26 protein-coding genes, 2 tRNA genes and 1 pseudogene are annotated in these 23,064 nt (G+C 74.2%); 11 read left to right on the top strand and 18 right to left on the bottom strand.

The window, feature by feature from the left end:
* Window positions 1-51: 51 nt before the first annotated feature.
* From dnaG to WDV86_RS12955, 3 genes are all read left to right on the top strand, one after another.
* The gene (dnaG, locus tag WDV86_RS12945) at window positions 52-1,995 is read left to right on the top strand and encodes a DNA primase (protein ID WP_339568050.1); all 1,944 of its coding nucleotides are present in this window, start codon (window positions 52-54) and stop codon (window positions 1,993-1,995) included.
* 165 nt (window positions 1,996-2,160) lie between these two features.
* A tRNA-Asn gene (locus WDV86_RS12950) sits at window positions 2,161-2,232 on the top strand.
* A gap of 129 nt (window positions 2,233-2,361) precedes the next feature.
* Window positions 2,362-2,435 (top strand) — tRNA-Ile (locus tag WDV86_RS12955).
* A gap of 207 nt (window positions 2,436-2,642) precedes the next feature.
* On the opposite strand, the pseudogene WDV86_RS16290 reads toward WDV86_RS12955, so the two are convergent.
* Both WDV86_RS16290 and WDV86_RS12960 read right to left on the bottom strand, forming a co-directional pair.
* A pseudogene (locus tag WDV86_RS16290) lies at window positions 2,643-3,137 on the bottom strand (site-specific integrase); the annotation flags it as partial.
* Complete coding sequence (locus WDV86_RS12960) at window positions 3,031-3,720, bottom strand: hypothetical protein (protein WP_339568051.1); 690 nt, start codon at window positions 3,718-3,720, stop codon at window positions 3,031-3,033. The pseudogene WDV86_RS16290 and the gene WDV86_RS12960, both read right to left, overlap by 107 nt.
* A 33-nt stretch (window positions 3,721-3,753) precedes the next feature.
* On the opposite strand from WDV86_RS12960, the gene WDV86_RS12965 reads away from it, so the two are divergent.
* The 4 genes from WDV86_RS12965 (at window position 3,754) to WDV86_RS12980 (ending at window position 6,578) form a co-directional block, all read left to right on the top strand.
* Complete coding sequence (locus WDV86_RS12965; protein ID WP_339568052.1) at window positions 3,754-4,659, top strand: lytic transglycosylase domain-containing protein; 906 nt, start codon at window positions 3,754-3,756, stop codon at window positions 4,657-4,659.
* A gap of 389 nt (window positions 4,660-5,048) precedes the next feature.
* A complete protein-coding gene (locus WDV86_RS12970; RefSeq protein ID WP_339568053.1) occupies window positions 5,049-5,411 on the top strand; it encodes a hypothetical protein in 363 nt (120 codons plus the stop codon).
* 145 nt (window positions 5,412-5,556) lie between these two features.
* A complete protein-coding gene (locus tag WDV86_RS12975) occupies window positions 5,557-6,039 on the top strand; it encodes an ImmA/IrrE family metallo-endopeptidase (RefSeq protein ID WP_339568054.1) in 483 nt (160 codons plus the stop codon).
* A gap of 248 nt (window positions 6,040-6,287) precedes the next feature.
* The gene (locus WDV86_RS12980; RefSeq protein WP_339568055.1) at window positions 6,288-6,578 is read left to right on the top strand and encodes a hypothetical protein; all 291 of its coding nucleotides are present in this window, start codon (window positions 6,288-6,290) and stop codon (window positions 6,576-6,578) included.
* A 132-nt stretch (window positions 6,579-6,710) separates the two neighbouring features.
* On the opposite strand, the gene WDV86_RS12985 is transcribed toward WDV86_RS12980, so the two are convergent.
* The 11 genes from WDV86_RS12985 to WDV86_RS13035 all read right to left on the bottom strand — a co-directional run bounded on the left by WDV86_RS12985 (window position 6,711) and on the right by WDV86_RS13035 (window position 15,659).
* The gene (locus WDV86_RS12985) at window positions 6,711-6,863 is read right to left on the bottom strand and encodes a hypothetical protein (RefSeq protein WP_339568056.1); all 153 of its coding nucleotides are present in this window, start codon (window positions 6,861-6,863) and stop codon (window positions 6,711-6,713) included.
* 119 nt (window positions 6,864-6,982) lie between these two features.
* Window positions 6,983-7,228: a hypothetical protein gene (locus tag WDV86_RS12990; protein WP_339568057.1), complete on the bottom strand. Its 246-nt coding sequence runs from the start codon at window positions 7,226-7,228 to the stop codon at window positions 6,983-6,985.
* Between the two features lie 299 nt (window positions 7,229-7,527).
* Window positions 7,528-7,755 (bottom strand): hypothetical protein, encoded by a 228-nt coding sequence (locus WDV86_RS12995; RefSeq protein ID WP_339568058.1) that lies wholly within the window; start codon window positions 7,753-7,755, stop codon window positions 7,528-7,530.
* 389 nt (window positions 7,756-8,144) lie between these two features.
* Window positions 8,145-9,161, bottom strand: coding sequence for an adenosine deaminase (locus tag WDV86_RS13000; RefSeq protein ID WP_339568059.1), 1,017 nt, complete (start codon window positions 9,159-9,161; stop codon window positions 8,145-8,147).
* Between the two features lie 20 nt (window positions 9,162-9,181).
* Window positions 9,182-10,027: an ABC transporter permease gene (locus WDV86_RS13005; RefSeq protein ID WP_339568060.1), complete on the bottom strand. Its 846-nt coding sequence runs from the start codon at window positions 10,025-10,027 to the stop codon at window positions 9,182-9,184.
* Entirely contained in the window at window positions 10,024-10,821 is a 798-nt protein-coding gene (locus WDV86_RS13010) for an ABC transporter permease (RefSeq protein WP_339568061.1), read from the bottom strand. Before WDV86_RS13010 ends, WDV86_RS13005 begins: the two co-directional genes overlap by 4 nt.
* Window positions 10,818-11,645 carry an ABC transporter ATP-binding protein gene (locus WDV86_RS13015; protein WP_339568062.1) on the bottom strand — a complete coding sequence of 276 codons (828 nt, stop codon included), beginning with the start codon at window positions 11,643-11,645 and terminating at the stop codon, window positions 10,818-10,820. Before WDV86_RS13015 ends, WDV86_RS13010 begins: the two co-directional genes overlap by 4 nt.
* Window positions 11,646-11,655: 10 nt before the next feature.
* Entirely contained in the window at window positions 11,656-12,729 is a 1,074-nt protein-coding gene (locus WDV86_RS13020; protein WP_339568063.1) for an ABC transporter substrate-binding protein, read from the bottom strand.
* Between the two features lie 186 nt (window positions 12,730-12,915).
* Complete coding sequence (locus WDV86_RS13025; protein ID WP_339568064.1) at window positions 12,916-13,323, bottom strand: excalibur calcium-binding domain-containing protein; 408 nt, start codon at window positions 13,321-13,323, stop codon at window positions 12,916-12,918.
* 127 nt (window positions 13,324-13,450) lie between these two features.
* Entirely contained in the window at window positions 13,451-15,430 is a 1,980-nt protein-coding gene (locus WDV86_RS13030; protein WP_339568065.1) for an amylosucrase, read from the bottom strand.
* 10 nt (window positions 15,431-15,440) lie between these two features.
* Window positions 15,441-15,659: a hypothetical protein gene (locus WDV86_RS13035; protein WP_339568066.1), complete on the bottom strand. Its 219-nt coding sequence runs from the start codon at window positions 15,657-15,659 to the stop codon at window positions 15,441-15,443.
* 182 nt (window positions 15,660-15,841) lie between these two features.
* Between WDV86_RS13035 and WDV86_RS13040 the strand changes: the two genes are divergently transcribed.
* Window positions 15,842-16,708: a hypothetical protein gene (locus tag WDV86_RS13040; RefSeq protein WP_339568067.1), complete on the top strand. Its 867-nt coding sequence runs from the start codon at window positions 15,842-15,844 to the stop codon at window positions 16,706-16,708.
* Window positions 16,709-16,746: 38 nt separating this feature from the next.
* Window positions 16,747-17,211, top strand: a complete 465-nt coding sequence (locus tag WDV86_RS13045; protein ID WP_339568068.1) for a hypothetical protein — start codon at window positions 16,747-16,749, stop codon at window positions 17,209-17,211.
* A gap of 175 nt (window positions 17,212-17,386) precedes the next feature.
* Here WDV86_RS13045 and WDV86_RS13050 read toward each other — a convergent pair whose 3' ends face one another.
* Window positions 17,387-17,965: a TetR/AcrR family transcriptional regulator gene (locus WDV86_RS13050; RefSeq protein WP_339568069.1), complete on the bottom strand. Its 579-nt coding sequence runs from the start codon at window positions 17,963-17,965 to the stop codon at window positions 17,387-17,389.
* A gap of 88 nt (window positions 17,966-18,053) precedes the next feature.
* Between WDV86_RS13050 and WDV86_RS13055 the strand changes: the two genes are divergently transcribed.
* Complete coding sequence (locus WDV86_RS13055; RefSeq protein WP_339568070.1) at window positions 18,054-18,398, top strand: VOC family protein; 345 nt, start codon at window positions 18,054-18,056, stop codon at window positions 18,396-18,398.
* Between the two features lie 62 nt (window positions 18,399-18,460).
* On the opposite strand, the gene WDV86_RS13060 is transcribed toward WDV86_RS13055, so the two are convergent.
* Entirely contained in the window at window positions 18,461-19,108 is a 648-nt protein-coding gene (locus WDV86_RS13060) for a hypothetical protein (RefSeq protein WP_339568071.1), read from the bottom strand.
* Window positions 19,109-19,312: 204 nt separating this feature from the next.
* On the opposite strand from WDV86_RS13060, the gene WDV86_RS13065 reads away from it, so the two are divergent.
* Window positions 19,313-19,816, top strand: coding sequence for a DUF3145 domain-containing protein (locus tag WDV86_RS13065; protein ID WP_339568072.1), 504 nt, complete (start codon window positions 19,313-19,315; stop codon window positions 19,814-19,816).
* A 58-nt stretch (window positions 19,817-19,874) separates the two neighbouring features.
* Here the strand turns inward: WDV86_RS13065 and WDV86_RS13070 are convergent, their stop codons facing one another.
* From WDV86_RS13070 to WDV86_RS13080, 3 genes are all read right to left on the bottom strand, one after another.
* Window positions 19,875-21,272: a carboxyl transferase domain-containing protein gene (locus WDV86_RS13070; RefSeq protein WP_445263064.1), complete on the bottom strand. Its 1,398-nt coding sequence runs from the start codon at window positions 21,270-21,272 to the stop codon at window positions 19,875-19,877.
* A gap of 38 nt (window positions 21,273-21,310) precedes the next feature.
* The gene (locus tag WDV86_RS13075) at window positions 21,311-22,603 is read right to left on the bottom strand and encodes a beta-ketoacyl-[acyl-carrier-protein] synthase family protein (RefSeq protein ID WP_339568074.1); all 1,293 of its coding nucleotides are present in this window, start codon (window positions 22,601-22,603) and stop codon (window positions 21,311-21,313) included.
* 154 nt (window positions 22,604-22,757) lie between these two features.
* A complete protein-coding gene (locus WDV86_RS13080; RefSeq protein WP_339568075.1) occupies window positions 22,758-23,006 on the bottom strand; it encodes an acyl carrier protein in 249 nt (82 codons plus the stop codon).
* Between the last annotated feature and the right edge of the window lie 58 nt (window positions 23,007-23,064).

Raw genomic sequence — 23,064 nt, forward strand, 5'->3', positions numbered from 1 at the left:
TCACCTGTGGACGAGCGCGGCCACGCCGGTCGCCGGACCTAGACTCGGGCCGTGCCGGGACGCATCCGCAGCGAGGACGTCGAGGCCGTCCGCGCGCAGACCCGGCTCGACGAGGTCGTCGGCGAGTACGTCACCCTCAAGCCCGCGGGGGCGGGGTCGCTCAAGGGGCTGTGCCCCTTCCACGACGAGCGCTCGCCGTCCTTCCACGTGCGCCCGGCGGTCGGCTTCTACAAGTGCTTCGGGTGCGGCGCGGGCGGCGACGTCTTCCGGTTCCTGCAGGAGATGGACCACCAGACCTTCCCCGAGGTCGTCGAGCGCCTCGCCGTGCGCGTCGGCGTCGAGCTCCGCTACGAGGAGGGCAGCGGCGGCCCGCGGCGCCAGGACGTCGGCGAGCGGCAGCGCATGCTCGACGCCCACCGCGTCGCGGCAGACTTCTTCACCGAGCAGCTGGCGACGCCGGGCGCCCAGGTGGCCCGCCGCTTCCTCGCCGAGCGGGGCTTCGACCGGGCGGCCGCCCAGCAGTTCGGCGTCGGCTTCGCCCCCGAGGGCTGGGACGCGCTGCTGCAGCACCTGCGCGGCAAGGGCTACCGCGACGGCGAGCTGGCCACCGCCGGCCTCATGAGCCGCGCGCAGTCCGGCGACCGGGTCTACGACCGCTTCCGCGGGCGGCTCGTCTGGCCGATCCGCGACGTCGCAGGGGCCACGATCGGCTTCGGCGCGCGCCGCCTGCTCGAGTCCGACCAGGGCCCGAAGTACCTCAACACCCCGCAGACGCCGCTGTACGACAAGTCGACCGTCCTCTACGGCCTCGACCTCGCCAAGCGCGAGATCGCCCGCCGCCGCCAGGTCGTCTTCGTCGAGGGCTACACCGACGTGATGGCGTGCCACCTCTCCGGCGTCCCCACCGCCGTCGCGACGTGCGGCACGGCGTTCGGGCCCGAGCACATCCGCTCCGTGCGGCGCCTGCTCATGGACGACGACGCCTTCCGCGGCGAGGTCGTCTTCACCTTCGACGGCGACGCCGCCGGGCAGAAGGCGGCGCTGCGGGCCTTCGAGGAGGACCAGCGCTTCACCGCCTCGACCTTCGTCGCCGTCGAGCCGACCGGGCTTGACCCCTGCGACCTGCGCCTGGAGCGGGGCCCCGAGGCCGTCGTCGACCTCGTCGCCTCGCGCATCCCGCTGTTCGAGTTCGCGTTGCGCAGCACGCTGGAGCGCTTCGACCTCGACACGGCCGAGGGCCGGGTGGCGGCCATGCGGGCCGCCGCCCCCGTCGTCGCCGGCATCAAGGACCCGTCGCTGCGTCCGGAGTACGCCCGGCGGCTCTCGGGCTGGCTCGGCATGGACGTCGAGGAGGTCCGCCGTGCGGTCGCCGGCGTCGGCAGGGGGGCTGCCGGTCGTGGGGACGGTGGGGGAGGCTCCCGTCCCGACCAGCGCCGCGACCACGCCCGCGGCCGGGAGCGCGGTGACGTCGCCCGCGACCAGGGCCCGGGGCGCGACGCCCCCTCCCTCCCGCGACCGACGCCGCCCGACCCCCGCGACCCCGTCGTGCGGCTGGAGCGTGAGCTGCTGCAGGCGCTCCTGCAGGCCCCGGGCGACGTGGACGCCGCCCGCTTCGACGCCCTGCCGGCCGACGCCTTCGCCGTGCCCGCGCACCGCGCCGTCCACGAGGTCGTCCGGGCCGTCGGCGGTCTCGCCGCCGCCGGCACCGGCTGGACCGGGCAGGTCCGCGAGACGGCGGGGGAGTCGCTGCGGCCCTACGTCGAGGAGCTCGCCGTCGCCCCGATGATGCTCCGCCCCGGCGAGGGAGCAGGTCGGCTGGCGGCCGCCGCCCTGCGCGAGCTGGAGCTGCGGGGCCTGCTGCGCGAGTCCGGCGAGGTCACCGGCCGGGCCCAGCGGGCCGAGGCAGCCGGGGACGTCGCCGGTGCGGGCGAGCTGTGGGCGCACGCCGCGGCCATCACGGCGCAGCTGCAGCGCCTGCGGGCCGAGAGCGCCTGAGCGCCTGAGTGGCTTCAGCGCCACGACCTACGGCGTCCGGCAGCCGGGCCTCGCAGCGGCCGCGACGACGCGCCCGCCAGCGCTCAAGAACGGCGACGGCCGGCCCGATACGTCCTGGTAGCCTCGACCCCGCTCGAACCGCCGGGAGCCCCGCTCCCGGCACGGTCCCGCGTAGCTCAACGGCAGAGCATTCGACTGTTAATCGAACGGTTGCTGGTTCGAATCCAGCCGCGGGAGCCCAGGTCGCTCGTCGACCCTGCCCCCACGTCGTCACCGTGGTGACGACCCCTCGCGCAGGTCCAGGGTCACACAGGTCCAGGGTCACGGAGCTGGCGTCCGCGGGCGCTCGGTAGGGTCGCCCGTCGCGGGGCAGTAGCTCAGCCGGTCAGAGCAGCGGACTCATAATCCGTCGGTCGTGGGTTCGAGCCCCACCTGCCCCACCCCTCCTGACCAGCGACGATGCCTGCGAAGGCTGCCCGCTCGGCGGGGTCGATGCCCTCCGGTGGGCACAAGGTGGGCACAGGCCGCTGCATCCGCGGCACGAGGGCCGCCGCTGCATCCGCCGCCTCCCGCTCGACGTCGGCGAAGACGGACACGTAGATGGCCTCCGTGATGGCCGTCGAGGCGTGCCCGAGCATCTGCGACTTGAGTTTGAGGTCCCGGGTCGCCCGGTAGGTCAGCGACGCCGCGACGTGCCGGGTGTCGTGGAACCGGACGGGCGGCAGCCCCGACCGGGTGACGAGCCGGTCCCACCGCTGCGACACCGAGTCGGGCTGCAGGGGCGCCCCGTCGGGCTTGGTGAAGACGAGGCCCGTGTCGGTGTAGGCGGCGCCGAGCTCGTCGCGCATGGCGACCTGGCGCGCCCGGTGAGCACGGAGCACCCCCAGCGTGCCGGCGTCGAGGCTGATGGTGCGGGCGGACGTCGCGGACTTCGTGCCTCCGGCGATGACGCGGTGCCCGACCTGCAGGAGGGTCGCGCCGATGCGGACGGAGCCGGCATCGAGGTCGACGTCGGACCACGGCAGCCCGACGGCCTCACCGCGGCGGAGGCCGCGGAACAGGACGAGGTGCCAGAGGGCGTAGAGGTCGTCCGTCGCGGCGTAGTCGAGGAAGCCGCCGGCCTGCTCGGGTGTCCACACCATGACGGGGGGGGCGCTCGCCGGTGCGCTGCCATGCCTCGACGCGGTGCTCGGTCCACAGCAGGGCCTTCTCGGCGCGGCCGGTGGCCAGCTCGACGTGCAGGGCCGGGTTCGCGGCGACCTTCCGCCGCTTCATCGCGGCGTTGAGCGCGCTCATGAGGGTGGAGTGGACCCGGCGCAGGGTGCCGTCGGACAAGGGCCGGCGGGCCGAGGCGGCGTCAGTGCGGGCCTCGAGGAGCCGCAGGAGCGTCTGCGACGGCCGGACTGGCGCGGGGTGACCGATGAGCCGCATGGCGTCGTACAGGGCTTCCACGTCGGTGTCGCGCAGGTCGACGAGCCGTAGGTGCCCTAGGCCGGGCAGGAGGTACAGGTCGAGGTGCTGGCGGTAAGAGTGCCGGGTCGAGTCGGCGAGGCGAACCTTCCCCGCCAGCCAGTCCTCGAGGTAGCGAGCGACGGTCAGGCCGCGCTCGGCGGCGACGTGGGTGCCGTGGCGGACGTCCCGCACCTGCTCGGCAAGAGCGGCCTCGGCGTCCTTCTTCGTGGCGTAGGGCCCGAGTACCTGACGACCCGTGAGGTAGCCGCGCATGCGCGGGTTACCGCTGGGTCGCGGGTCAACCCGATGCCGTACCTGACCGGCGGGAACGTCGGCGCCGCGGACGAGGGCGGCTTCTTCTCGAGGCTGCTTGACTTCGTGAACCCCTTCGACGGGCTCGAGATCCCGAAGGTCGCCGGCCTCATGGGCGACCTCGGTGTCGGCGCGGTGAAGGGGCTCATCGGGTCCGTCGGCACGATGCTGAAGGACAAGTTCCTCAGCATCTTCGGGTCCGACGACACGGCCAGCGCCACCGAGGGCGCGATCAGCGGTGGTGTCGGGTCGGGCGTCGAGCGGTGGCGCGGGATGCTGCTGCAGGCTCTGGGGATCCTCGGCCTGCCCGCCAGCCTCGCGGACACGACGTTGCGGCGGATGAACCAGGAGTCCGGCGGTAACGCCCGGGCGATCAACAACTGGGACATCAACGCCCGCAACGGCGTGGCCAGCCGCGGACGGCTACAAGTCATCCCGCCGACGTTCCGTGCCCACGCCCTCGACGGGTATGACCAGGACATCTTCGACCCGCTGTCGAACATCCTCGCGTCGATGCGGTACGCGTTGTCGCGGTACGGGTCCCTGCCGAAGGCGTACAACCGCAAGGGCGGGTACTCGCGGGGGTCAGCGCCGGAGGACTTCGCCGGCCTCACGCCGACGCTGTTCGACGGCGGCGGGTGGATGGACGACACCATGCTCGGCGTCCACAAGCTCGCGACGCCCGATGCGGTAATCCCGGCCGCGGAGATGGCCGTCATCCGGCAGGCCGCCACGAGGCCCGCCGGGCCCGCAGGCTTCGTCGGCCCGGTCACGCTGCAGGCGGACGACGGCACCTACCTCGGCGTGTTCCGTGCCGTGGCGGGTGACGTCGCGTCGCAGGTGCTGACGGACTCCGCGAACGACATGGCCGACCAGTTGCTGTCCCGGACGGGGGTCTAGATGCCCGTCATTGTCGGCACCACCCCGGCGGCCGGGGTCCCCGGGTCGGGCCCGCGGTTGGCCGCGACGCCCGACCCGGAAGGCCAGTCACATCTTCTTGCAGTGCCCGCACTTCGGGTAGCCGCCGGTTCCCGAGAGACGGTTCCTCTGCGGGATCTGCTGCCCCGACGGGCAGTCACTCTGGTCGTGGTGCACGTCGGGGTCCGACGGATTGCTCGAGTGGTACGTCGACACCTTTGTCATGGGACTTCCCCTCCATCTCATCGGCCACGCCGTCGTGACCGACGAGCACGGTATCCCGCCATTCGACTCGCTGTCCGACGCATGCACTATTGGGAAAGACACCCGTTCTCACCTCGACCGGGTCGCCCACTGACCAAGGAGTACCCATGAGCACCCCCACCGAGCCGACCGTTACCGCCCCCCAGGTCGCCCAGACGATGGCGTCAGCCATCGCCGACGGCTCTACCGTCGCCGACGTCATGCACGCCGGGAACGCCGTGCTGAGCGACTGGTGGACCAACGAGGCCCACCCCATCGCCCGCGCCTACATCGACGCCGAGACCGGCCTCAGCGCCCGCAGCCGCACCTTCGCCGGCAAGGCCAGCTCCATCGTCGTCGAGCAGGCCACCGGCCAGCTCCTCGGCGCCGGCCTCCTCAGCGCCGTCCTCGCCACCCGCCTCGCCGAGCTCACCGGCGACACCGTCGTCGACGTCCTCAACGACACCCTCGAGCGCGCCGACCACCTCTGACGGGGTGGCGTCCTTGCGTGGCCTCGCGGGCATGCGGCGTTGGTCGCGCGCGTTGTGGGTCGTCTCCGGTACAACGGGGCACACCACGGGACGCCACTCCCGAGCGCGGGGGACGACAGGTGCGACGACGAGGGGAGACCTGGCCATGCCCAACATGAAGTACGCGTCCGAGCGCGACGCGAAGGCGACCCTCGCGACCTACTGGACGTCCGCCTCCCTGCCAGTCGACCCCGTGAAGATCGCCCGCGACATGGGTGTCCGGGTGGTCCTCGCGCAGCTGGGCGAGGACATCTCGGGCATGATCGTGAAGCGTCCCGACGAGGACGCCACCATCTACGTGGACGTCGACGACTCCCCTAAGCGGCAGCGGTTCACCGTCGCGCACGAGCTGGGTCACTACGTCGAGCGCGCTGACGACCGAGGCCAGCTCAGCTACGTGGACCGTCGAGGTGGCCCGTGGAGTCTGCGCGAGCTCTACGCCAACGAGTTCGCGGGCCACCTGCTCATGCCGGCCGACGCCTTCACCCGGCAGTGGGCCGAGCAACGGTCGCTCGTCTCGGTCGCCAACCACTTCGGTGTCTCCCAGGACGCTGCGGAGGTACGCCGGCGGCGTCTCGGACTGCAGTGATCGACGCCCCCCGACCCGAGGACTCGTCCAACGAGGACGGTGTCGAGGGGTTCACGCGAGAGCAGCTCGAGGAAATCTACGGGGCCGAAGCTGCCGCACAGCTTCTCAGGTCAGCGACGGCTGGGGATGGCGCGCCCCAAGAGGGCGGCAGCGACGCACCGACTGCAAGAACGGCCGGCGAGACCCGTGAGCCCAAGAAGATTCTGCGGCAGGAAGCCGACGGCACCGATCCCGTCGGCGTCTCGAGCATGCAGCAGGTTGTCCGCTACGAGCGGGAACGCGCCGCACTCGCCAACGACAAGCAGAACAACCGACTCCGTCTCATCATCACCATCTGGGCCATCAGCGCGTCCTCGACGATGCTCGTCCTCAGCACCGCAGCCTTCGGCGTCTACGTCGGGAGCCAGTGGGGCCAGGTCCCCGCGTGGGCCATCGGCGCCTACCTCGCCAGCACGGTGACTGAAGTGCTCGGCATCCTCTACGTGGTCGCCAACTACCTCTTCCCCAAGCGTGTGCACGCGGCGTCCACCAACGAGTAGCGGTACACGGCGAGGGACCCCCAGGTGACGTACTACACCCGCGGGCCCACTCCCGTTTGGTGAATCGGCCTAGCCGACCTCACGTACCTCACCGACCGCCGCCGCCCCCAGGTAGTGGCGACCAGCGTCGTCTCAGACCTCAGGCTCGTCGTGGAAGAGGAGGGCTTCGACGTTGGCGCGGGCGAGGGAGAAGTTACCGGCGTGCTCGAAGCTCGTCCCATCAATGAGCTCGATGCCCGGAAGCGTCTCAGCCAGGTGCGTACGGGTGCACGTTGGGACGGACACCGTGCTCTCGACAGCGCCACGGGCGCGGCTCGGAAGGGCCGGACAGCGGCGGGTCGGCTCGCATGGGCGTGAGAAGGCGTGTGCAGCCGTCGACGTCGCACGTCGGGGAGCGCATCACGTCAGCCCCGCGCGATGGTGTCGTCGCCGCGCCGGCGGAGCCAGTCGGCGTCCTCGGTGGACATGGTCCAGGCGCCAGGGTCGCTTCCGCCTATCCACTGAGCGTGGACGAGGGTGGGCGCATTGGGCCGCTGGAAGTGGTCCAGGGCGGCCGTGGGGACGTGGCCGTCTGGGTCGAAGGCGGTGACGGTGGCGGGGCCCTCGTCGTCGAGCGCGTTCCACCAGTGGTCTCGAGCGTCGGCAGCCATGCCGTCGACGGTAGGTGTCCTGTCGCCGGCTCAGGCCGGAACGGAGAGGGCCGTGGCGAGCGGCATCAACGCCCGCCACGGCCCTCGTACTGTCGGCCTGTCGACTCAGGACGGCGGTAGGCCGCGCTCCGCCCGGAGCCGCGCCTCGAGCTCGACCTTCGATGGACCGCCCGGCACCCACGCCGCCTCCGCGGCCTCCCTCGGGCTCATCGCAGCCACACGCTGCGCCGCCCTAGCCAGTCGCTCCCCCGCCGCGCGCACGCACTCCTCGCGGGTGCGCGGCCTACGCCCGTCGTCCATCACCGGCCGTGCTCAGCCGAGTCGGCCAGCTGCACCAGGGCTGCGGCGAGGGACCGGGCCTGCGGCGGCCGCAAGCACAGCTCCTGGTCGTTGCCGTGGCGGTCGGCGAAGCCGCTGAGCGTGACGACGCTCGGCTTCGACGGCTCACGGAGGAGGGCTGCGTACATGTCGGCCGGCCAGCTCTCCTCGGTCTGTGACACGTACTCGAGGGTGATGTCGTCGCTCATGCAGGCGTGGTCCTCCGTTCGCCCAGCCGAGTGGCTAACGCAGAAGGCGGCGTGGGCGTTGTCGGTCGCGGCTACCGTGGTCATGGTCAGTGGCTCTCTCTCGCAAGGGGTGGGTGCTGACTCTCGCCCCGCCGGTGTTCCAGCACCGGCGGGGCTTCGTTGTTCGTGGGCGCGGCGTGGGCACACGCGGCCGGCTACAGGGGGGCACGCCGGGACACAGCGGGGGACCACGTACCCGTGCTGACCTGCGGTTACGCCCCTGAGGGCACCAGCGGGTCATGACGGGTCACCGGGCCCGGGTGACTCATAATCCGTCGGTCGTGGGTTCGAGCCCCACCTGCCCTACCTCCGCCCGGGCCCCCTTCTGCTCCCGTCACCTCTGGCTCCTGTCACCTCGCCGCGGCCGCGTACTCGTGCACCTGTGCGATGTAGGCCGCGCGTCGGGCCGGGGTGAGCCAGGCGGCCTCGAAGGAGTTGACGGCCAGCTGCACGAGGTCCTCGGCGCCAAGGTCTGCCTGCTCGGCGAGCGCCACGTAGTTGCCGCCGACGTAGGCCCCGAAGTAGGCGGGGTCGTCGGAGTTCACCGTCACCCGGACGCCCCGGCTCAGCAGCCCGACGATCTCGTCGGCCTTCATCTGCTCGGTCACGAAGGAGTTCGAGACGGGGCAGCACGTCAGCCCCAGGCCGCGCTCGGCGACCAGCTCGACGAGCGCGTCGTCCTCGACGACGTTGGTGCCGTGGTCGACCCGGTCGACGCCGATCTCCCGGACGACGTGCCCGATGTTGGCGATCGACCCCTCCTGGTCGATGTCGCAGTGCGCCGTCAGCAGGAAGCCCTCGGCCCGCGCCCGGGCGAAGACGGCGTCGAACTTCGACGGGGGGTTGCCGCGCTCGTCGGAGTCCAGGCCGACCCCGATGATCCACCGCTTGTACGGCAGCGCCTCCATGAGCGTGGACATGGCGTGCTCGGCGCTCATGTCCCGCAGGAAGCACAGGACGAGCTCGGCGGAGACGCCCAGCTCCCGCCCGGCCCGGACGACGGCGCGGTGGTAGCCGGTGACGACGTCGTCGAAGGGCACGCCGCGGCTCGTGTGCGCCTGCGGGTCGAAGAACATCTCGGTGTGGACGACGCCCTCGGCGGCTGCGCGCTGCAGGTAGGCCCACGCCAGGTCGTGGAAGTCCTCGGCGGTCCGCAGCACGTCCATCGCCGGGTAGTAGACGGCGAGGAAGCTCGTGAGGTCGGTGAAGTCGTAGGTGGCGCGCACCTCCTCGACGGTCTTCTGCGCCAGCTCGACGCCGTTGCGCGCGGCCAGCGCGAACTTCAGCTCGGGCTCGAGCGTCCCCTCGAGGTGCAGGTGCAGCTCGGCCTTCGGCAGGCCGTGGGCGAAGGTGGTCAGGTCGGTCACGGGTACCTCTCGTCGGGGGATCAGCTGCCGGTCATGCCCATGCGGGCCAGGACGACGGCCTCGAGGATCTGGACGGCCTGGTAGACCAGCAGGGCGATGACCGTGACGGCGATGACGGCCGCCCACAGGTCGGGGAAGCGGGCCTGGGTCGAGAAGACGAGCGCCGCCCGCCCGACGCCGTCGCCCGTGGAGAGCATCTCGGCGAGCAGCGCGCCGGTCAGCGCCGCGGGCACGGAGACGCGCACGGCGGCGAACAGGGACGGCAGGGCGGCCGGCAGCGCCACGCGGCGGATCCCCGCCCAGGTGCCGCCGCCGTAGACGTGGACGACGTCCAGCATCTGCGGGGACGCGGTGCGCAGCCCGAAGACCATCGTGACGAGCGCGGGGAACAGCACGACGACGGCGCCGATGACCATCACCGAGGCTTGGCTGCCGTAGCCGAGGAGCAGGATGATGACCGGCGCGAGGGCGACCAGCGGGACCGAGCGCAGCAGGGTGGCGACGGGCATCAGCGCGGCCTCGACGGTGCGGGAGAGCCGGAAGAGCACGGCGCCGACCAGGGCGACGGCCAGGCCCGCGGCGAAGCCGCTCGCCGCGTGGCCGAAGGTGACGGCGAGGTTCTCCCCGAGCACCGCGCGGTTCTGCGCGGCGCCCTCGTCGGTGAGGAGGAAGCGCCCCACCTCCAGCGGCCCCTTGGCCACGTAGGCGGAGATGCCCGTCAGGTGGACGACGGCGAGCCACACGAGCAGCACGATGCCGAGGGTGCCGAGCGCCGAGAGCGTGCTGCGCAGCAGCGCCCGGACCACCGAGGCGGTGGCTGCGCCGCGCACGCGCGGGGTCCCGGGGGGACCGACGTCGACGCTCACGCGCGGGCCCCCTGACCGGCCGACCAGGGCGCCGCGAGACGCCCGAGCAGGCCCATGAGGCCGAAGCCGACGATCGCCACGAGCGCGGAGATCAGCAGCACGGCCCACACCCGCGGGGAGTCCAGCGCCACCTGGGAGGACACGAGGAGCGGGCCGACGCCGCGGCTGATCTTGCCGAAGTACTCCCCGAGCACGGCGCCGAGGAAGGCGGCGGGCACGGCGATCTGCAGGGCGGTGAAGACGGCGGGGATCGCCGCGACGAGCCGCACCTTGCGCAGCTGCGTGAGGCGGGAGCCGCCGTAGACGCTGACGACGTCGAGCGCGGCGCGGTCCGCGGCCCGCAGCCCCAGCAGCGCGCCGACGACCGTCGTGAAGACGACGGACAGCCCGGCGAAGAGCACCGCCGTCGCGGACGGGTCCCCAGGGCTGCGCGCACCGCCGAGGACGACGACGGCGATGGGCCCGATGGCGACGATGGGGATGCAGTAGGTGATGACGGCCAGCTGGTTGACGAACCAGTCGGCCCGGGGCAGGAGGAGCACGAGAGCCGCCATGAGCAGCGCGACGGCGTTGCCGACGGCGTAGCCGATGCCCGCCTCGGTGATGGTCACCACGAAGTTCGTCCAGTACAGCCCGGCCCCGTCGTCCAGGAGGGTCGCGACGACGGCGGCGGGCGAGGGGACCGGCGCGTAGCTGCCCGTCGAGGGCACGATCGCCGACAGCAGCCACCACCCGGCGAGGACGGCGAGCGTCCCGAGCACCGACGTCGCCCAGCGGGGCAGCCCCCGGCTCACGCCGGCCCTGCGGCCGCCGGGGCCGCCGTCCCGAAGAGGACCTCCGAGGCCCGGTCGTGCAGCGCGTGGAACTCCGGTGTCCGCAGCATCTCGGGCGTGCGCGGGCGCGGGAGGTCGATCTCGAGCACCTCCTTGACGCGGCCCGGGCGCGGGGACATGACGGCGACCTGGTCGGAGAGGAACACCGCCTCGCTGATGCCGTGGGTGACCAGCAGCGTCGTCGCGGGCTTCTCGGTCCAGATCCGCAGCAGCTCGAGGTTGAGGCGCTGGCGCGTCATGTCGTCGAGGGCGCCGAAGGGCTCGTCGAGCAGCAGCACCGAGGGACGCAGCACCAGGGAGCGGGCGATGGAGACCCGCTGCCGCATGCCGCCGGACAGCTGGGAGGGCTTGGCTCCCTCGAAGCCGCGCAGGCCGACGAGGTCCACCAGCTCCTCCACGTAGGCCTTGTCGACCTGGCGTCCGGCGACCTCGAAGGGCAGGCAGATGTTCGCCGTCACCGAGCGCCAGGGGAGCAGCGCGTGGTCCTGGAAGGCGATGCCGAGCTCGCCCGCGCGCCGCAGCTCCTGCGGGCTCTTGCCGTCCACCGTCGCCGTGCCCGAGGTGGGGTCCTCGAGGCCGGCGAGGATGCGCAGGATCGTCGACTTGCCGCAGCCCGACGGCCCGAGCAGGGACAAGAAGCTGCCCTGCTCGGTGTGCAGGTGGGCGTCCTCCAGCGCGACGACGTCGCGCCGCCCCGTCCGGAAGCTCTTGTGCAGGCCGCGCAGGTGCAGGCCCGTGCCTGCACCTGCGCCTGCGCCCGCCGGTCCCGCGGTGCCCTCGCTCACGAGTGCCGCGTCAGCTGCTGTAGTCGACGAGGTCGGGGTTCTCCTCGTAGACCTCGTCGAGCAGCGTGAGGTCGAAGAGGTCCTCGTCCGCCACGTCGAGGCCGACGCCCTGCAGGCTCGCGAGCGTCTGCTCCCGCAGCTCGTCGCTGATGGTGAACAGGCCGTTCTCCTGCGTGCTGCCAGAGGTGACGAGCAGCTCGTTCTGCAGCGAGGAGGCGATGCGGGCCTTCTCCGGGTCGAGGTCGAGGTCGACCCCGTACTCCTCGACGGCGAGCCGCGCGCCCTCGTCGGGGTCGGCGAGCTGGTCGGTCCAGCCGCGGATCTCCGCGACGAGGAAGGCCTTGAGCAGCTCGCGGTCCTCGGCGAGGGTCTGGTCGGTCACGGTGAAGGTCTCGGCGACGAAGGGCAGCCCGTTGTCGGCGAAGTTCAGCGTGGTCGTCTCCAGGCCCTGCTGCTGGACGGTGATGACCTCGTTGGTGAGGTAGGAGAGGAAGCCGTCGACGTCGCCGTTGACGAGCACCGAGGGGTCGTACTCGACGGGGACGACGGTGACGTCGGCCGGGTCGATGTCGTTGGCCGCGAGCAGCGCCTCGAAGAGGGAGGTGTTGGAGGCCTGGACGCCGATCCGCTGGCCGACCATGTCCTGCGGCGTCGCGATGTCCCCGCCGTCGGCGAGGGAGAGGATCGTGAAGGGGTTGGCCTGGTACGTCGCGCCGATGATCTTCAGCGGCGCGTCCTCGTTGGCGACGACGGTGCCGACGGCGACCGAGTCCGAGAGGGCGACGTCGGCGCTGCCCGAGAGCAGCTCCGCCGTGCCGGTCGAGGGCCCCGGGGTCATGACGACGTCGGAGAAGCCGGCCTCGGCGAAGTAGCCGTTGCTGTCGGCGAAGTACTCGCCGGCGAACTCCTCGTTGAGGATCCACGAGAGCTGCAGGTCCAGCGTGCCGTAGTCGGCGGCCTCGCCGTCGCCGCCCGAGCCTGTGCCGTCGTCGGAGCCGCCCCCGCAGGCGGCGAGCGTGAGGGCGGCGGTGAGGGCGACGGCGGTGGTGGCGGTCCGGCGGGCAGGGCGCGGCGAGATGGTCACGGGGCTCCAGGTGGCTCTGGCGATGAGGTGTGCGCGCCTTCGAGGCGCTGCCGAGGCGGAAGGTACGAGCGTGGTGTTTCGACCTTCAACTGCCTCAGGTTTCCGCCCGGTAAACGACGCATCCCCACCCCCGGACCTCGTCCGGGGGTGGGGATGCCGAGCCGCTGGCGACGCCGAGCCGGGGTCTCAGCCCCGCGGGCGTCGCCGCAGCAGCACCACCCCGCTGGCCCCGGCCGCCGCGAGGGCACCCCCGGCGGCGAGCAGCGTGGTGGTGCCGCCGGCCCCGCCGCCCAGGCCGGTGGCCACGCCGCCGCTGGGCATGGTCATGGAGCCGGTGCCGGTGCCGGTCGGGCCCGCACCCGGGGACCCGCCACGCGGCAGGTCCTCGCACGCGACGCCGTCGTCATCAGCGTCGAGCCCCGACGGGTCACCGGGGTCTCGGTCCAGCTCGGCCTGGGCCTCCTCCTGGGTGGCGAAGTCGTCGCAGTCGAAGGGATCGCCGGAGGTGGCGAGCGCCGGTGCGCCGAGGCCGACGAGGCCGGCGGCCAGCACGGTGGACAGGGCGGCAGGCAGGGCGAAGCGGGTGGTGCGCATGGTTCTCCCCCGAGGTGAGACGTCGTCGTCTGGCCGTGCCCGATCGACGGTAGGTGGCCCAGCGTGAGGGGTCGAGTACTCCAGGTGACCTCGAAGGGGTGAAGAACGCGGCCTCTCGACCGCGCCGTCAGGGCTGGTCGCCGACCAGCCACACCACCTCGTACGGCGAGAGCCACAGCTGGCCGTCGCCGCCGAGCGGGGGCACGCGGCCCGAGAGGGCGTCGAGGGCCCCGGCGACGCCGTGGGCGGCCAGGCGCTCGGCCGGGAAGGGGCGCCAGCCCTCGGTGACGTTGGCGAGCACGAGCAGCGGCCCTTCGGGGTGGCGCCGCAGGACGGCGAGCACGCCCGGGTCGCCCGGGTCGAGCACCTGGGCGGCGACGGCCGCGTGCAGGTGGGGCAGCGACGCGCGGGTGCGGGCCAGGTGGCGGACGCCGGCGAAGACCGCGCCGGGGACCGTCGAGGGGTCGTGGCGCTGCTCCAGCAGCTCGGCGGACATCCGGGGCCGGTGCACCCAGCGGTTGTCCGCCTCGTGCCCGGGCTCGGCGGCCCAGCCGTCGTCGCCGGGGTGGCCGAGCTCGTCGCCCGTCCACAGCACCGGGATGCCGCCCCAGGCCATGACGAGGGCGTGCGCCAGCAGCAGCCGGCCGACGGCGAGGTCGACGTCCTCCTGCCCGAGCCGTCCGCCGCGGGCCACCGCGGCCTCCAGCCCGACGAGGGCCGCCGTGCTGCCGCTGATCCGGCGGTCGCCCGTCGCGGGGTCGGCCTGGAAGACCAGCCCGGTCGCGGAGGAGCCGGGGAAGGCGCCGGAGTACCAGTCGGACAGGAAGGAGCGGTGGGCGTACCCGCCCAGACCCGCTGCTGCGGCGTCCTCGTCGGAGACGGCCCAGCCGACGTCGTCGTGGCAGCGCACGTAGGTGATCCACGACGTCGAGGCGGGCACCGGCGGGATGGCCTGCAGCGCCCTGCTCGCCAGCCGGACGTCGCCGGTGGCGAGCATCGACCACACCTGCACCATGAGGGAGTTGTGGTAGGCCAGGTCGCTGACGCGGCCGACGTGGCGGCCCGTGCCGAGGTAGTGCACGAGGTCGGTGGGGGCGACGATCGCCTCGGCCTTGAGCAGCACGCCCGGGCAGGCCACCCGGGTCACGCCGCGCAGCACCTGGGTGAGGGCGTGGACCTCCGGCTGGTTCTGGCAGGCCGTGCCCATCCGTTTCCAGAGGAAGGCGACGGCGTCCAGGCGCAGCACCTCGACGCCCAGCCCCGCCAGGTGCAGGACGACGTCGACCATCTCGGCGAGGACGTCGGGGCAGGACCAGTCGAGGTCCCACTGGAAGGCGTTGAAGGTCGTCCAGACCCACCCGGACAGCTCGTCGTCCCAGGTGAAGCTGCCGGGAGCGGTGCCGGGGAAGACCTCCGGCAGGGTGCGCTCGTAGGCGTCGGGCACCCCGCGGTCGTCGAAGACGTGGAAGTAGGCCCGGTACCGGGCTCGCTCCTCGGGCGAGCCGGTGCGGGCGGCCCGCGCCCACGGGTGCTCACGGGCGACGTGGTTGAGGACGACGTCGAGCACCAGGCTGATGCCGCGCGAGCGCAGGTCGGCGGCGAGGGCGCGCACGTCCTGCGTCGTGCCGAGGTCCGGCCGCACCCGCCGGTAGTCCGCGACCGCGTACCCCCCGTCGCTGTCGCCCTCGCGCGGGAGCAGCAGCGGCATGAGGTGCAGGTAGGTGACGCCCAGCTCGGCCAGCAGCGGCAGGCGCTCGCGGACGTCGGCGAGCGTGCCGGGGGCGTCGGCCGTGCCGGTCAGGCGGTCGGTGTAGGCGGCGTAGCCGAGCATGCCCGGGCGCTGGAACCAGTCCGGCGCCAGCGTGCGGGCCAGGTCGAGGCGGTGCAGCTCGGGGTCGCGCTCGGCGTAGGCCCGGGCCGCGGACCGCAGCAGGCGGCGCTCCAGCGCGGCGACGTCCTCGGGGGCGTGCACGGCCAGCAGGCCGTCGCGCACGTCGGGCCACCACCGCTCCAGCCGGAGCGCGAAGAGCTCACGCCGGTCCGCCGACAGGTCGGCGAGGAGGTCCGCGACGTCGGCGACGTCCGGCACCCGCCCCGCCCCGCTCACCCCGCCCCGCTCATGGGCCGTCGCCGGCGCCCGGCATCTCCTCGCGGTCGTTGTCGTAGTCGGCGGAGGCCTGCGGGGCGGTCGGGTCGCTGGTGGTCGCGCTGGGGTCGGGGTCCTGCTCGGCGGCGTTGAGCGCGACGGTCGGCATCGCCGGCTCCCGTCGCTCGGCACCTGCCTCGTCCGCCGGGCCGTCCTGGGCTGGGCTGCCGCGCGTGGGCTCCTCGACCATGCCGCACAGCATGGGCGGTGCGGACCCACCCGTCGAGCCCCACCCGTCGACGAGGAGCGGCCCCGAGGCCCACCACGACCGCCATCGGGACCTTACGGTGGGTGACCGCTCGGTGAACGGGGGACGAGCGGCAGGTGGCGGACCGGTCGTCGGCGCTCGGCCGGGGACCGACGGGGGGCGTGATGGCCGGTCGACATGGCCCGGCGGCACGGGTGGACGACGGCGGAGGGCGGCGGACGTCGCCCGGCCTCGCCGACCGTCCCGCCGGGGCCGGCGAGGAGGGCCGGGGCGGGCTGGTCGACGACCGCATCGGCTCCCGCCGCGTCGTGCCCCGCTGGAGGTCCTCCCGCCGGGCCGGGGCCCTGCTCGTCGTGCTGGTGCTGCTGGACCTCGGCGTCCTCGCCGGGGACGCGCTGCACCGCTACGCCACCCTCCAAGGCCGGTTCCCCGCCTTCGCCGGGTGGCGGTGGGACAGCCAGCTGGACTGGTCGTGGGCCGAGGTGCTCGGCTACGTCCAGCTCGCCGCGGCGTCGCTCGTCCTGCTCGTCGTCGCGCTGCGGGCCCGGTCGCTCCTCCTCGGCGCCTGGTCGTCGCTGCTCGGCGTCGTCGTCCTCGACGACGCCGCCCAGCTGCACGAGCGGGGCGGCTTCGCCCTGGCCCGCGCCGTCGGCGTCTCCGAGGTGGGTGGGCTGCGAGGCGGTGACGTCGGCGAGCTGGTCGTCTGGGCGGCCTACGGCTCCGTGCTCGGGCTCCTGGTCGTGCTCGCGCACCGCCGCTGCGCCGACGCCGGGCTGCGCCGGGCGTCGTGGTGGCTCGCGGGCGGGACGGGGCTGCTCCTGCTGGCCGGTGCGGGCCTCGACGTCGCGCACGAGCTGCTGGCGCCCGTCCTGCCCGGGCGGGCGGGGTACGCCCTCGCTCTCGCCGAGTCCGCGGGGGAGCTCCTGGCGATGAGCCTGCTGCTGGTGCTGGCCCTGGTGACGGCCCTGACCACGGCCCCGACCACGGCCCTGACCACGGCCCTGCCCTCCGGGCGAGCCGGGAGGGCGTGACGACGACAGCGGCCAGGCAGGTCGGTCATGGTGGGGCGGTGACCTCCCTCGTGCTCGTCGTCGACGCCGCCAACGTGGTGGGCGCCCGCCCGGACGGCTGGTGGCGCGACCGCGCGGGCGCGGCCCGCCGGCTGCTGGACCAGCTGGCGTCGCTGCCGGGGAGACCCGTCACGGGCGCGGACGGCGAGGCGGTCTCGGTGGCGGCCGTCGCCGTGGTCCTCGAGGGGGCGGCGCGCGGCGCGGGCACCACCGCGGCTAGCCCGCAGGTGCGGGTGCTGGAGGCGCCCGGCTCCGGGGACGACGCGGTCGTCGAGCTGACGCGCGAGCTGCTCAGCTCGCCGGCAGGAGCCGAGGTCGTCGTCGTCACCGCCGACCGGGGGCTGCGGGCGCGCCTGCCCGTGCGGTGCTGGGGCCCCGGATGGTTGCGCGCCCTGCTCGACGACCTGGCGGCGGGTGCCGACCTCAGGACGCCGCGCTCTGGCCGAGGCGAGCGGGGGGAGTAGGTGCGCCGGGCCGGGAGCGCCTCTCGGCGCGTGGCCGCTCGTAGCGGCTTCAGGTGGAGCCCGGGGCTACCGCGGCCCGGCGCGCGACAACTGTAACCACGGTCCGACGGCGCCGTCGCGCTCGGGCGGGCACGAGCGGCGCACCGCCGGCGTGGCCCGCGCCGCGCCTCCGGTGTCAGCGTCCGCGCTCGTCCGGCTGCCCGCCCGGCTGTCCGTCCAGGGGCCCGCCCGGGTGCTCGCCCGAGGCGTCCGCGCCGACCTCGATGGCCGTCAGCGCCCGGCGCGCTGCGGCGGCGTCGGTCCCCTCGGCGACGGCGAGCAGGGCCTCGCGCCAGGCGGCCAGCAGCAGCCGGCCGACAGGCTCGTCCACGCCGCACGCCTGGGCGAGACCGACGCCCAGGCGGTGGCTGGCGGCCGTCCCGGGAGGCGCGGCCATCAGGCGCAGGAAGTGCTCGCGCACGGCGAAGTCGAAGCCGGCGAGGAGGGCGGCGCGCGCTGGTGGCCGGTCCTCGCCGGCGGCCGCGGCGGCCGCCTCGAACCGGTCGAGGACGCGCTGCTCGACGTCGGCGCGCACGACCTCGTAGAGACCGAGCTTGCTCCCGAAGTGGTGGTACAGCGCCCCCGTCGTCACCTGCGCCGCCCCAGCCAGCTCCGTCACGGCGACGTCGTCGTAGGCGGTGTCACCGAAGGCGTTCAGCGCGGCCAGCACGAGCCGGCCCCGCGTCGACGTCCGCACCGGCACCCACTCCCGCATGCGCCCATCATGTTGCTACGGTCGACGTAACTCGACTACGTAACCCGGAGTCCCGAGCGGGACTCCGGCCCGACGGCAGGAGCCGACCGTGCAGCTGGAGTTCTTCTACGTGCCGACCCGTGACCTGGCGGCCTCGGTGGCGCTCTACCGGGACGGGTTGGGGATGACGGAGGTGTGGCGGGAGGGCGAGACGACCGTCGCGCTCCGCGACGTCCGGTCGGGGGCGCAGGTGATGCTCGACGCGAGCGACGACGGCGCCACCCCGGGGCCGATCTTCCTCGTCGAGGACGTCAGCGCCTTCCACGCCGACCGGCCCCAGGGTCTGGAGGAGGTCCAGGGCCCGAGCGAGATCCCCGGCGGGTTCGTGGCCCTCTACCGCGACCCGAGCGGCCTGCTCGTGCAGGTGATGGACCAGTCGACCGAGGACGTCTAGCCGCGCCCTCTCACGGCGGTGACGCCCTCAGGGCAGCGGGCCCCCCCAGAGCAGCGAGGCCCTCAGAGCAGCGACCCCGAGCGCCAGCGCCCGGCGCAGGCCTCGAGGTGCTCGGCGGTGCGCACGAGCCGGGCGGCCGACGTCGTCAGGCTCTCCTCGGCGTCGGTCCTGTCGTCCACCTCGGGCGTCCATCCCGTGCTGTCGGCTAGGTCGGCGCGGCCGACGGCCACCACGCGGGCGAAGGCGGCGGCGCGGTCGAGGGTGCCGGCGAAGTCGCCCGTCGCGACGCCGGCGAGGACGGCGTCGACCTGGGCGCGCACCTCGTCGGGCCCGGGCGGGTCGGCGACCCCGGCGACGACCTCCAGCACGGGCGCGCGCCGGCGACCTTCGTCGAACTGCCGGGCGGCCTCGGACGGGGCGGCGTGCACCCACTGGCGCAGCACGTAGAGCCGCCAGAGCGCGCCCGGCAGCGACTCCGGCGGGGCGTCGGCCCACAGCTCGGCGAGCAGCTCCAGGCCCTGGTCGTCGGCCAGGGCGACCAGGCGCGCCGCCACGCCGGCGTCGCCGGAGCCCTGGGCCCCCTCGACGAGCAGCCGCGCGGTCGCGTGGGCGGCGGCGTCACGCGACGTCGGGTCGCCCGGGCTCTCCAGGCTGTCCATCGCGCGGGGCCCGAGGAAGGTGGGGCGCCGCGGCCGCTGCGGGGGGCTCACGCGCCCATGGTGCTCCGCGCAGCCCGTCCTCGCCGCTCGCCCGCGCCGTCCGGACCAGCTGTGCGGCAGGGGCTGGCGGGCGAGAGAGGTCTCTGGCATCCTGCCCGCGACGGCGCCGCGCCGTCCGGCACGACGACCACCCGGTCAGGGCTCGAGGACGTTGGGGAAGACGCACCTCGGAGACCGACACCAGGAGGGTCAGCCATGGCCGGAGCACTGACGCGCGGGGTGCTGTTCGTGCACTCCGCGCCGCGCGCGCTGCTGCCCCACGTCGAGTGGGCCGCGGGCGGCGTCATCGGCGTGCCCGCGACGCTGGACTGGATCGAGCAGCCCGTCGCCCCCGGCGCCTTCCGCACGGAGCTGTCGTGGCAGGCCGAGCAGGGCACGGGCGCCCGTCTCGCCTCGGCGCTGCGCGGGTGGGCGCACCTGCGCTACGAGGTGACCGAGGAGCCGAGCCCCGGCGTCGACGGCGGCCGGTGGAGCCACACGCCCGAGCTGGGCATCTTCCACGCCGTCACCGACGTCCACGGCAACGTCCTCGTGCCCGAGGACAGGGTCCGCGCCGCGCTGGAGTGCTCGGTCGAGTCGGCCGCCGACGTCCGGGCCGAGCTGGAGCTGGCCCTCGGCACGGCCTGGGACGACGAGCTCGAGCCCTTCCGCTACGCCGGCGACGGCACGCCCGTCCGCTGGCTGCACCGCGTCGGCTGAGCCGATCCCTTCGCCCGGGCGGAGAAGGGCGTCGAGGACGTCGGGCGGCGCCGGCCGGTCAAAGGGGGATGTTGCCGTGGCGGCCGCGGCGCTGGGGCGCGGAGGCGATGGCGGAGGCCACCGCCGCACGGGTCGCGCCGGGCTCGACCACCTCGTCGACGACACCGATGTCGAGGGCGCGGGCCAGGCCGCCGGAGAGCTGCTCGTGCTCGGCGGCCAGCTCGGCCTCGACCTGGGCCCTCGCGTCCGGGGGCACCTCGGCGAGGCGACGACGGTGCAGGACCCGCACGGCGGCGACGGCGCCCATGACGGCGACCTCCGACGTCGGCCAGGCGAGGACCCGGGTCGCCCCGAGGGAGCGGGAGTTCATCGCGATGTAGGCCCCGCCGTAGCTCTTGCGGGTCACGAGGGTGACGCGCGGGACGACCGACTCGGCGAAGGCGTGCAGCAGCTTGGCGCCGCGGCGCACCACGCCGTCCCACTCCTGGCCGACGCCCGGCAGGTAGCCCGGCACGTCCACGACGACGACGAGCGGCACCCCCAGGGCGTCGCACAGCCGCACGAAGCGGGCGGCCTTCTCGGCCGAGGAGGAGTCCAGGCACCCGCCCAGGCGCAGCGGGTTGTTGGCGACGACGCCGACCGTGCGGCCGCCGAGGCGCCCCAGCGTCGTCGTGACGTTGGGCGCCCACCGCGGGTGCAGCTCGAGCGCACCGTCGCCCTCGCCGTGCCCGGCGGGGGAGTCCAGCAGGTCGTCGACGAGCGGGTGGACGTCGTAGGCGCGGCGGACGTTCTCGGGCAGGTGCTCCGAGAGGTCGCGCTCCTCCACGGAGGCCACGTCGAGGAGTCCTTGCGTGCCGAGCAGGTGCACGAGCTTGCGAGCCTGGGTGTACGCCTCCGGCTGCGACGCGGCGACGACGTGGACGACGCCGGAGCGGCGGCCGTGCGGCTCGGGCCCGCCGAGGCGGGCGGCGTCGACGTCCTCGCCCGTCACCGACCGGACGACGTCCGGGCCCGTGACGAAGACCCGGCCCTCGGGGGCGAGCACTACGACGTCGGTCAGCGCGGGCCCGTAGGCGGCGCCACCGGCGGCCGGGCCGACGACGACGGAGATCTGCGGCACGACGCCCGAGGCGCGTGTCATCACGGCGAAGACGGCACCGAAGGCGTCGAGGGAGACGACGCCCTCGCGCAGCCTCGCCCCGCCGGAGTGCCACACGCCGACCACGGGGACCTGCTCGGCCAGGGCCCGCTCGTAGGCTGCCAGGACGACGCGGCTGCCGGCCGCGCCCATCGCGCCGCCCTGCACGCGCGCGTCGCAGGCGAAGGCCACGGCGGGGGTGCCGTCGACCAGCCCGGCCGCGGCGAGCATCCCGGAGTCGTCGACGGGCGTGAGGGGCGTGACCGAGCCCTCGTCGAACAGGGTCCGCAGCCGGAGCAGCGGGTCCTTGGGGTCCACCTCGGCGGGCACCTCGACCGCTCGGGTCGTCCCGACGCTCAGGCCGGGCCCACCAGCGCGAGCGCGGCGTTGTGGCCGCCGAAGCCGAAGGAGTTGTTGAGCGCCACCGCGTCCGGCCCGGTCACGAGCTTGCGGGGCTCGTCGAGGACGACGTCGAGGTCGACGCGGGGGTCCAGCTCGGTGACGTTGATGGTCGGCGGGGCCAGACCCTCGGCCAGCGCCTTGAGGCAGAAGATGCTCTCCAGCGCGCCGGCGCCGCCGAGGAGGTGGCCCGTCATCGACTTGGTCGCCGACACGGCCACCTGGTCGAGGTCAGCGCCGAGCGCCGCCCGGAGGGCGACGACCTCGGCGACGTCGCCGACCGGCGTCGACGTCGCGTGCGCGTTGACGTGGACGACGTCGCCCGGCGTCGCCCCGGCCTGCTCGAGCGCGAGCCGCATGGCCCGGGTGGCCCCGAGTCCCTCGGGGTCGGGCGCGGCGATGTGGTGGGCGTCGGAGGTGATGCCCGCACCCGCGATCGCCCCGAGCACCTGGGCCCCGCGCGCGGCGGCGTGGGCGGCCGACTCCAGCACGAGGATGCCGGCGCCCTCGCCGAGGACGAAGCCGTCGCGCGTGACGTCGTAGGGGCGGGAGGCGGTGCCGGGCTCGTCGTTGCGCTGGGAGAGCGCGTGCATCGAGGCGAACGCGGCGATGGGCAGCGCCATGATCGCCGCCTCGGTGCCCCCGGCGACGACCACGTCGGCGCGCCCGGTGCGGATCATCTCGGCGCCCTGGGCGATGGCCTCGGCCCCGGTCGCGCAGGCCGACGCCGGGCTGTGGGCGCCGGCCCGCGCGCCGAGCTCGATGGACAGGGCCCCCGCGGCGCCGTTGGCCATGAGCATGGGCACCGTCAGCGGCAGGACCCTGCGCGGACCCTTGTCGCGCAACGTGTCCTGCGCGTTGATGAGGGTGGTGATGCCGCCGATGCCGGTGCCCACGACGACGCCGAGGCGTTGGCCGTCGACCTGCGGGGTGCCCGCTTGCGTCCACGCCTCACGACCGGCGATGAGCGCGTACTGGGCCGAGAGGTCGAGGCGCTTGGTCTCGTGCCGGGCCAGCACCTCGTTGGCCGGGACGGCGAGGCTGCCGGCGAAGGTGACCGGCAGGGAGTAGTCCTCGACCCACGGCTGGGTGAGGGGGCGGGCGCCCGAGCGGCCGGCGAGCGCCGCCTCCCAGGTGCTCGCGACGTCGCCGCCGAGCGGGGTGGTGGCCCCCATCCCGGTGACGACGACGGCGCGCGCGTCGCTCGCGCCGGGCGCGCCGTCGGCGGACGAGCGGGTCGTCTCGGTCATGGCGAGGGCCTCCAGGTCGGACGGGTCGGGTGCTGCGTCGGTGCGCTCGTGGTGGTGCGCTCGTGCTGGTGCTCTCGTGCCGGTGCTGCCTCGGGCGGGTCTCCCGGCCGGCGCGGGGGCCGGCCGGGAGACCCGCCCGAGGTCAGCGGCGAGGTCAGCCCTGCGCCTGCTGGATGTAGGCGACGACGTCGCGGACGGTGCTGAGGTTCTTGCTGTCCTCGTCGGGGATCGTGACGCCGAACTTCTCCTCGGCGTGGACGACGATGGAGGTCATCGACAGGGAGTCGATGTCGAGGTCGTCGGTGAACGACTTGTCCATCTCGACGGACTCCTTGGGCAGGCCGGTCTCCTCGTTCACGAGGTCGGCGATGCCGTCGAGGATCTCGTTCTCGCTCTGGGCCATGGGTGGGTGCTCCTCGTCTGCGGCGCGGATGCGCCGGCTCTGCGGTCTGGTCCGGGTG

The organism is Pseudokineococcus sp. 1T1Z-3, assembly GCF_037482365.1.
Taxonomy (GTDB): Bacteria; Actinomycetota; Actinomycetes; order Actinomycetales; family Quadrisphaeraceae; genus Pseudokineococcus.

Coding starts and splice junctions, on each gene's coding strand:
- WDV86_RS12960 (WP_339568051.1), bottom strand. CDS start 3,720: ATGCGCGGCTACCTCACGGGTCGTCAGGTACTCGGGCCCTACGCCACG.
- WDV86_RS12965 (WP_339568052.1), top strand. CDS start 3,754: ATGCCGTACCTGACCGGCGGGAACGTCGGCGCCGCGGACGAGGGCGGC.
- WDV86_RS12970 (WP_339568053.1), top strand. CDS start 5,049: ATGAGCACCCCCACCGAGCCGACCGTTACCGCCCCCCAGGTCGCCCAG.
- WDV86_RS12975 (WP_339568054.1), top strand. CDS start 5,557: ATGCCCAACATGAAGTACGCGTCCGAGCGCGACGCGAAGGCGACCCTC.
- WDV86_RS12980 (WP_339568055.1), top strand. CDS start 6,288: ATGCAGCAGGTTGTCCGCTACGAGCGGGAACGCGCCGCACTCGCCAAC.
- WDV86_RS12990 (WP_339568057.1), bottom strand. CDS start 7,228: ATGGCTGCCGACGCTCGAGACCACTGGTGGAACGCGCTCGACGACGAG.
- WDV86_RS12995 (WP_339568058.1), bottom strand. CDS start 7,755: ATGAGCGACGACATCACCCTCGAGTACGTGTCACAGACCGAGGAGAGC.
- WDV86_RS13025 (WP_339568064.1), bottom strand. CDS start 13,323: ATGCGCACCACCCGCTTCGCCCTGCCTGCCGCCCTGTCCACCGTGCTG.
- WDV86_RS13035 (WP_339568066.1), bottom strand. CDS start 15,659: ATGGTCGAGGAGCCCACGCGCGGCAGCCCAGCCCAGGACGGCCCGGCG.
- WDV86_RS13040 (WP_339568067.1), top strand. CDS start 15,842: ATGGCCGGTCGACATGGCCCGGCGGCACGGGTGGACGACGGCGGAGGG.
- WDV86_RS13050 (WP_339568069.1), bottom strand. CDS start 17,965: ATGCGGGAGTGGGTGCCGGTGCGGACGTCGACGCGGGGCCGGCTCGTG.
- WDV86_RS13065 (WP_339568072.1), top strand. CDS start 19,313: ATGGCCGGAGCACTGACGCGCGGGGTGCTGTTCGTGCACTCCGCGCCG.
- WDV86_RS13075 (WP_339568074.1), bottom strand. CDS start 22,603: ATGACCGAGACGACCCGCTCGTCCGCCGACGGCGCGCCCGGCGCGAGC.
- WDV86_RS13080 (WP_339568075.1), bottom strand. CDS start 23,006: ATGGCCCAGAGCGAGAACGAGATCCTCGACGGCATCGCCGACCTCGTG.